Annotated in this window: 5 protein-coding genes; 1 reads left to right on the plus strand and 4 read right to left on the minus strand. The window is 64.7% G+C overall.

Features of this window, described 5'->3' with window-relative positions; all coding sequences use genetic code 11:
* Nucleotides 1–228: 228 nt before the first annotated feature.
* The 4 genes from EOD07_RS13635 to EOD07_RS13650 all read right to left on the minus strand — a co-directional run bounded on the left by EOD07_RS13635 (nucleotide 229) and on the right by EOD07_RS13650 (nucleotide 6,508).
* Nucleotides 229–720 carry a universal stress protein gene (locus EOD07_RS13635; protein WP_040988654.1) on the minus strand — a complete coding sequence of 164 codons (492 nt, stop codon included), beginning with the start codon at nucleotides 718–720 and terminating at the stop codon, nucleotides 229–231.
* A 153-nt stretch (nucleotides 721–873) separates the two neighbouring features.
* Complete coding sequence (trpS, locus tag EOD07_RS13640) at nucleotides 874–1,941, minus strand: tryptophan--tRNA ligase (protein WP_127235831.1); 1,068 nt, start codon at nucleotides 1,939–1,941, stop codon at nucleotides 874–876.
* 117 nt (nucleotides 1,942–2,058) lie between these two features.
* A complete protein-coding gene (murJ, locus tag EOD07_RS13645) occupies nucleotides 2,059–3,666 on the minus strand; it encodes a murein biosynthesis integral membrane protein MurJ (protein WP_127235832.1) in 1,608 nt (535 codons plus the stop codon).
* Nucleotides 3,667–3,706: 40 nt separating this feature from the next.
* Nucleotides 3,707–6,508 carry a [protein-PII] uridylyltransferase gene (locus tag EOD07_RS13650; RefSeq protein WP_127235833.1) on the minus strand — a complete coding sequence of 934 codons (2,802 nt, stop codon included), beginning with the start codon at nucleotides 6,506–6,508 and terminating at the stop codon, nucleotides 3,707–3,709.
* 186 nt (nucleotides 6,509–6,694) lie between these two features.
* Here EOD07_RS13650 and EOD07_RS13655 point away from each other — a divergent pair.
* Nucleotides 6,695–8,336, plus strand: a 1,642-nt coding sequence (locus EOD07_RS13655; protein WP_127235834.1) for an HAD-IC family P-type ATPase, incomplete at its 3' end; no start/stop codon positions are given.

Below are 8,336 nucleotides of genomic sequence, written 5' to 3' on the forward strand. Positions count from 1 at the left end.
GTTCCGTTTCGGTCATCGGCTCTCCATTGGAATGCGCATATGATTCCAAATGGCGCACCGCAAACGCCGGCCAAGGGTTGGGTTATTCCTAGATGCTTCGATCTGAAGACGCAGCCGGTGTCGGCTGGCTTGGAAAAGGACCAAAGCACGTCTCTCGAAACTGGGAACCGGTTTCGAGAGACGTGCGCAAAATCAAAATGGAATGAATCTGAAAGATCGCGACGCGCTTTAGGCCAGGCTGTCGATCTCTTCGTCGGACAGATTCTGCGGCACCACCGTGACCGGGATGGGGAAGGCGGCGCCGCGGCCGGCAACCGCGCTGACCAGCGGTCCCGGGCCTTCCTTGCCGGCGCCGGCCGCCAGCACCAGGATGGCGATATCCTGGTCGTCCTCGATCAGCTTGTGGATCTCCTCGGTCGGCTTGCCTTCGCGCACGACCAATTCCGGCTCGATGCCGACGCTCTGACGCACCTTGTTGGCGTAGCCGTCGAGTGCCCCGCGCGCCGTCGCGTTTGCTTCCTCGCGCATGATCTTTTCCACGCCCAGCCAGTGCTGGAAATCGTCCGGCTCGATGACATAGAGCAGTACCAGCACGCCGCTGGTGTGCTGCGCCCGCTTCGAGGCATAGGCGACGGCGCGCTCGCATTCCGGCGTGTCGTCGATGATCGCCAGGAATTTTCTGCGATGCCCGGCTTCGCGGCTGAGGCGTTTGGAGACCATGTCTATCTGCTCGGTATGGTTTCAGCCGCAATCTGCCACCGCCACGGACCGGCGGCAAGCCGCCGGCCGGTACGGCAACGGTCCCAGAGCAATTCCAGGAAAAGTGTGTAGCGGTTTTCCGTCCGGAATTGCGTCGAAACAACTACTTGTCGATCAGTCCTGCAGCAGGCCGATGATGTCGCGAACCGTCTTCATCGTGCCCTCGGCGATCGCGCGGGCGCGGTCGCCGCCATCCTTGAGCACGGCATCGACATAGGCGCGGTCGCCCTCGATGCGGCGCATCTCCGCAGCGATCGGCGCCAGCTTCTCCACGGCAAGGTCGGCAAGCGCCGGCTTGAACACGGAAAACTGCTGGCCGCCATATTCCTTCAGGACGTCCTCCTTCGAGATCTCCGCCAGGCCGGCATAGATGCCGACGAGGTTTTCCGCCTCGGGCCGGCTTTCCAGCCCGTCGATCTCGCTCGGCAAGGCCTCCGGATCGGTCTTGGCCTTGCGGATCTTCTTCGAGATGGTGTCGGCGTCGTCGGTCAGGTTGATGCGCGAGAGGTCCGACGGGTCCGACTTCGACATCTTCTTCGAGCCGTCGCGCAGGCTCATGATCCGCGCCGCGGGGCCGCCGATCACCGGTTCGGTGATCGGGAAATAGCCGTTCACCGTCTCTTCACCGACCTGCATCTCGACGCCGACGCCAAGCGCCGCGATCTTCTCGGAGAAGTCGTTGTTGAATTTCTGGGCGATATCGCGGGTCAGCTCCAGATGCTGCTTCTGGTCCTCGCCCACCGGCACATGGGTGGCGCGGTAAAGCAGGATGTCGGCGGCCATCAGGCTCGGATAGGCGAGCAGGCCGAGCGAGGCGTTCTCGCGGTCCTTGCCGGCCTTGTCCTTGAACTGCGTCATTCGGTACATCCAGCCGATGCGCGCCACGCAGTTGAAGATCCAGGCAAGCTCGGCGTGCTGGATGACCCGCGACTGGTTGAAGACGATGTGCTTCTTCGGGTCGATGCCGGAGGCCAGGAACGCCGCGGTGATCGAGCGCGTCTGGTCGCCGAGGTCCTGGTGGACGAGCTGCGCCGTCAGCGAATGTAGGTCGACGACGCAATAGATGCAGTCGGACTGTTCCTGGAGGGCGACGAATTTCTTGATGGCGCCGAGATAATTGCCGAGATGCAGATTGCCGGTCGGCTGGACGCCTGAAAAGACGAGTGGCTTGAAGGCGGTCATGATGTCCTCATGGCTTGTGGAGGGCCGTTTCGCGCGCGGCGAAAGTCTTTCGACGGCGGGCTTATGGACGAAGGCCGCGACGGGATCAAGACCGGTGTTGCTGCAAGTTTGCTTGGATTATTCGTCCAGGCCAGTATTTGATTCCCGCGGCGCAGATTTCCCCGAGCCCCGCTTCACGTTCCGGCGGATCATACCGAAATCGGCGCCGCCGGTGCCGAAGGCGGCGATGAAGTAGAGGGCGGCGCCGCCAGCGACCAGCGCAAGGATGGTCGTCGCCTTTACCACCAGCGGCGACCCGGGTCCGATCTGCGTGGCAAAGTGGCGTTCGGCGAAGTAAAGCGCCGTCGCCATGATTGCGGCCGACAGCACCAGTCGCGGGATGCGCTTCAGCAAAGGGATGTCGCGGCCCCAATGTCCCCGCCTGATCAGCATGCCGAGCAGCATCAGCGCGTTGACCCAGCCGGCGACGGCCGAGGCGACCGCTATGCCTGGCGCGCCCATCGAAGGGAACAAAGTCAATGCGGTGGCGACGTTCACGCCGACCGAGATGGCTGCGAAGACCATCGGCGTGCGCGTGTCCTCGCGCGCGAAATAGCCGGGCGTGAAAGCCTTGATCAGCACGAAGGCCGGCAGGCCGAGGCCGAAGATCGCGAGGATGGAGGCGACGATCGGCGTCGAATGGTTGGCGGCGAAGGCGCCGCGCTCATAGACCAGCCGCACGATCGGCTCGGACATCACCCAGAGCGCGGCGGCCGCCGGCAGCGTCATGAACAGGGTGAACTCGACCGAGCGGTTCTGCAGATTGGCGGCCTCGATCAGATTGCCCGATTTCAGCGCCCGCGACAGTTCCGGCAAAAGCACGATGGCGACCGCCACGCCGACGACGCCGAGCGGCAATTGGTAGATGCGGTCGGCATAGGCGAGCGACGACACGGCGCTGTTCTGCGCGGAGGCGATCGCCGTGCCGATCAGCTGGTTGATCTGCGTGATGCCGCCGGTGATCGCCGCCGGCAGCGCCAGGATCAGCAGCCGCTTGACGTTGGGCGTCATCTTCGGCCTGCGGAAGCCGATCGAGATGCCGGCGTGGCGCACCGCCACCCAGACGATGGCGAGCTGCACGATGCCCGCCGCCAGCACGCCCCAGGACAGCCCGAAGCCGACATCATGCGCGTCGAGCCCGTGATACCAGGCATAGGCGAGCACGCTGATCAGGATGATGTTGAGGAAGGCGGGCGCGATCGCCGCCGCGAAATAGCGGCGCAGCGAGTTCAGCATGCCCGCCATCATGGCGCCGAGCGACATGCAGATGAGATAGGGGAACATGATCGTCGCAAGCGTGACGGTCGTCTCGAACTTGCCCGGAATGTCGGCGAAGCCCGGCGCCACCAGGTAGCGCACGATCAGCGGCATCGCCAGTTCCATGGCGATCGTCAGTGCCAGCAGCGCCGAGAACAGCACGCCGAACACTTCCTCCGAGAAGCGCTTGGCGCCGTCGGTGCCATGCTGCTCGATCTCCTTGGCGAACAGCGGCACGAAAGCGGCGTTGAACGCGCCTTCGGCAAACAGCCGGCGGAAGGTATTGGGGAACTGGAAAGCGGCGTTGAAGGCATCGGCGACCGGCCCGGTGCCGAGCGCCGCCGCCATCAGCATCTCGCGGCCGAAACCCAGCGCGCGGCTCATCAGCGTGCCGGAGGCGACGGTGGCGAATTTCTTGACGAGGCTCATGCTGGGAATGACTGCCAGAAAAATTGCGTCAATTGGATGGTCACTCGGCCGCCGCCTTGGCCTTGCCGTTGCGTTCCGACGAATTGCCTTCCAGCGTATCGATCAGCCGCTTGTGGATGGCGGCGGTGCGCGTCGGGCTGTCGATCTTCTGTCCGGTCAGGTCGGTGACGTAGAACGTGTCGATGACCTTCTCGCCGAAGGTGGTGATATGCGCCGAGGCGATGTCGAGCGAAAGGTCGGAAAGCGTCCCGGTGATCTCGGAGAGCAGCCCCGGCCGGTCGAGACCCTCGACCTCGATCACCGAGAAGCGGTTGGACAGCGTGTTGCGGATTTCGGCGCGCGGCGGAATCCTGAAAGCCCTGGCGCCGCGTTTCGGCTTGGTGCGCTTCTCGATCATCTCGGGCAGCCAGCTCTTGCCGGACAGCACGTCCTCGATCAGCCGGCCGACGCGCTCGGCACGGCGGCGCTCGTCCTCGTCAAGGTCGAATTCCCTCGAGATCAGGATGGAGTCGAGCGCGCGCCCGTCCGAGGTGGTGAAGATCTGCGCGTCGACGATGTTGCCGCCGGCCGCCGCGCAGGCCCCTGCAATGATCGACAGCAGGCGCGGATGGTCGGGCGCCAGCACGGTGATCTCGGTCACCGCCTCGAACTCATGCGTCTTGACCATGGTAGCGAGTTTCTTGCCCGCCGCGTCCGCCTCGCGGATGAACTCGGCATGGCGAAGCTGGTCGGGCAGGTCAACAGTGAGCAGATAGTTCTCGTAGTGCAGGGCGACGTAGCGCTTGCGTTCCTTGGCCGGCCAGGCGGACAGCGCCCCGGCCAGCTGCTCGCGCGCTGCCGCCGAGCGCTCGGCGCGCGACACTTCGGAGAAGCCGCCGGTGAGCAGCAGCTCGGTCTCGAAATAAAGCGTGCGCAGCAATTGCCCCTTCCAGCCGTTCCACACACCAGGCCCGACGCCCCGGATGTCGCAGACAGTGAGGATCAAAAGCAGCTTCAGCCGCTCGACCGACTGCACGATCGAGGCGAAATCCTCGATGGTCTTGCGGTCGTTGAGGTCGCGCGTCTGCGCCATCATCGACATCACGAGGTGGTTCTCGACCAGCCAGGCGACGGTCTCGGTGTCGGCCGCCGACAACCCCATATGCGGGCAGATTCGCCGGGCAATGCGAGCGCCGGCTTCCGAATGATCCTCCGGACGGCCCTTGGCGATGTCGTGCAGAAGCACGGCGACATAGAGCGCCTCGCGGCTCTTCTTCAGCCCCGGCATCAGCGAATGCGACAGCGGATGCACTTTGGCGCCGTCGCCGCGCTCGATCTCGGCCAGCACGCCGATGCAGCGGATCAGATGCTCGTCCACCGTGTAGTGGTGGTACATCGAGAACTGCATCATGGCGACGATCTTGCCGAAGTCGGGGATCAGCCTGCCGAGCAGCCCCGCCTCGTTCATGCGCCGCAGGTTGAGCTCGGCGTTGCGGTCCGAGGTCAATATGTCGAGGAACAGCCGGTTGGCCTCCTCGTCGCGCCGCAGCGACTTGTTGACGAGGCCAAGCGAGCGGGTGAGCAGCTTGAGCGCATCGGGATGGAACTCCAGCCCATGCTTGTCGGCGAACCAGAACAACCTCAGCAGATTGACCGGATCGCGCTCGAAGACGCCGTCGTCGGCAATGTTGATGCGGTGATTGTCGACGATGAAATCGCTTGTGCCGGCAAGCTTGCGCTTGCGCCGCTGGAAGGTGAGGAAGATGCGGTTGAAGCCCGGCACATGCTTGGCCTGCTCTTCCTCGAGCGCCGCGCAGAAGATGCGGGTGAGGTCGCCGACATCCTTGGCGACGAGGAAATAGTGCTTCATGAAGCGCTCGACCGCCGACAGGCCGGGATGCGTCGTGTAGCCAAGCCGTTCTGCGATCTCGCGCTGGATGTCGAAATGCAGCCGTTCCTCCGCCTTGCCGGTGAGGAAATGCATGTGGCAGCGCACCGCCCACAAAAAGTCCTCGGCCTTCTGGAACTCGCGATATTCGGCCTCGGTGAAGACGCCCTTCTCGACCAGCTCCTCGCCGGTGCGCACGCGATAGAAATATTTGCCGATCCAGAACAGCGTCTGCAGGTCGCGCAGGCCGCCTTTGCCGTCCTTGACGTTGGGCTCGACCAGGTAGCGGCTTTCGCCGGCCTTGGCGTGGCGCTCGTCGCGCTCGGCGAGCTTGGCCTGCACATATTCCGGCCCGGTCGTGCGCACCACTTCGTGGTCGAAGCGGGTGAGCAACTCGTCATAGAGCTTGCGTTCGCCCCACAGGAAACGCGCCTCCAGGATCGATGTGCGGATGGTGATGTCGCTGCGCGAGAGCCTCAGGCACTCCTCGATGTTGCGGGTGGCGTGGCCGACCTTCAGCCCCATGTCCCACAGCATGTAGAGCATGTATTCGACGATCTGCTCGCCCCACGGCGTCTGCTTGTAGGGCAAGAGGAAAAGCAGGTCGATGTCGGAGCCCGGCGCCAGCGTGCCGCGGCCATAGCCGCCGACGGCCACGACCGCCATGCGCTCGGCCGCCGACCGGTTCTTGACGCGGTAGACGTGGGTGGCGGCGAAATCATAGAGCGCCCGGATCAGCTCATCCATCAGATGCGAGAGCCGCTCGGCGCAGGCATTGCCGCCGCCATCCTGCATGAGCATGGCCTCGGCGATCTTGCGCCCCTCCGCCAGCCTGCCTTTGAGCAGCTGCAGGACGGCCGCGCGAACCGCCGGTCCCGAACCGTCGCCGGCGGTCGCCGCCGTCAGCGCGGTCAGGTCGCGGCGCAGCGCGTCGCCATCGATGATTTCGTCGAGTTTCAGGGAGATCTTTGCCATTCGGCGGCGTCTATAGCGTGTTTTCGCGGCGCTGTGTATGGGGGCGGCGGCCGCGATTTGCCGCCGCGCGGAGGCGTAAACCGCAATCGCCCGGCCGATTTTCGCAAAAGTCGAAACCGGCCCTTGACCTTCCAGTAACTGGAAGGACTACCTCCGCCTCAATCCGAGAATTTCGAGGTATTGCCGATGACCCATTCCGACCATCACCACCATCATGCGCATGGCGGCGCCTGCTGCTCCGCAAAGAGCACCGCGCCCGCCGCCGAAGCGGTGATTCGCGATCCTGTCTGCGGCATGACGGTCGATCCGGCGGCCGGCAAGCCGACGGCCGAGCATGGCGGCCGGACGTTTCATTTCTGCAGCGAGCGCTGCCGCGCGAAATTCCAGGCCGAGCCGGACAGCTACCTGACGGCCACCGATCCGGTCTGCGGCATGAATGTCGATCGCGCGAGCGCGAAGCACTTCGTTCGCCACGAAGGGCAGGGTTTCTATTTCTGCTCCGCCGGTTGCAAGGCCAAGTTCGAGGCGGAGCCGGCAAAATATCTTGCCGGTCGGCCCGAGCCGCAGCCGATGCCGAAGGGCACGCAATACACCTGCCCGATGCATCCCGAGATCATCCGCGACAAGCCCGGTTCCTGCCCGATCTGCGGCATGGCGCTGGAGCCGATGGGCGTGCCGACAGGTGACGAAGGCCCTAACCCGGAACTTGTCGATTTCACGCGCCGCTTCTGGGTCAGCGCGGTGCTTTCCGTACCGCTCCTGATCGTCGCCATGGCGCCGATGCTGGGCTTCAGCTTCGAAAACCTCATCGACGGTCGCACCAAGACTTGGGCGGAGCTGGCGCTGGCAAGCCCGGTGGTGTTGTGGGCGGCGTTTCCGTTCTTCCATCGCGGCTGGGACTCGATCCTCAACCGCAGCCCCAATATGTGGACGCTGATCTCGCTGGGTGTCGGCGCCGCCTATCTCTACAGCGTGGTCGCCGCCCTGTTCCCGGACATCTTCCCGCATCAGTTCCGCGGTCATGACGGCGCGGTTCCGGTCTATTTCGAGGCCGCCGCCGTCATCGTCGCGCTGGTCTTCCTCGGCCAGGTGCTGGAACTGAGGGCCCGCGAGCGCACCGGCTCGGCCATTCGCGCGCTCCTTGACCTTGCGCCGAAGACGGCGCGTCTGATCGGCGCCGATGGCTCCGAGAACGACGTGCCGCTCGACAGCGTCAAGACCGGAGACAAGCTCCGCATCCGCCCCGGCGACGCCGTGCCGGTCGACGGCATCGTGCTGGAGGGCCGCTCGGCGATCGATGAATCGATGATCACGGGCGAACCGCTGCCGGTCGAAAAGACCGAGGGCGACAATCTTACCGGCGGCACGCTGAACAAGAACGGCTCGCTGGTCATGCGCGCCGAGAAGGTGGGCGCCGAAACCACGCTGTCGCGCATCGTCGAGCTGGTTGCCAAGGCCCAGCGTTCGCGCGCGCCGATCCAGGGGCTGGCCGACCGCGTGTCCTTCTATTTCGTTCCGGCCGTCGTGCTGGTCGCCATCATCGCTTTCATCGCCTGGGCGCTTCTCGGTCCGTCGCCGAGCCTGATCTTCGCCATCGTCTCGGCGGTATCGGTGCTGATCATCGCCTGCCCCTGCGCGCTTGGCCTCGCCACGCCGATGTCGATCATGACGGCGACCGGGCGTGGCGCGCATGCCGGCGTGCTGATCAAGGAAGCCGCGGCGCTCGAGCGCTTCGCCGCCGTCGACACGCTGATCGTCGACAAGACCGGCACGCTGACCGAGGGCAAGCCGCGGCTTACCGATGTCGTCGCGGCAGAGGGCATGGAGG

The organism is Mesorhizobium sp. M2C.T.Ca.TU.002.02.1.1, assembly GCF_003997225.1.

Bases quoted from the DNA above. Each gene is read 5' to 3' on its own strand.
- EOD07_RS13635 (WP_040988654.1), bottom strand. From the start codon at position 720: ATGGTCTCCAAACGCCTCAGCCGCGAAGCCGGGCATCGCAGAAAATTC.
- trpS (WP_127235831.1), bottom strand. From the start codon at position 1,941: ATGACCGCCTTCAAGCCACTCGTCTTTTCAGGCGTCCAGCCGACCGGC.
- murJ (WP_127235832.1), bottom strand. From the start codon at position 3,666: ATGAGCCTCGTCAAGAAATTCGCCACCGTCGCCTCCGGCACGCTGATG.
- EOD07_RS13650 (WP_127235833.1), bottom strand. From the start codon at position 6,508: ATGGCAAAGATCTCCCTGAAACTCGACGAAATCATCGATGGCGACGCG.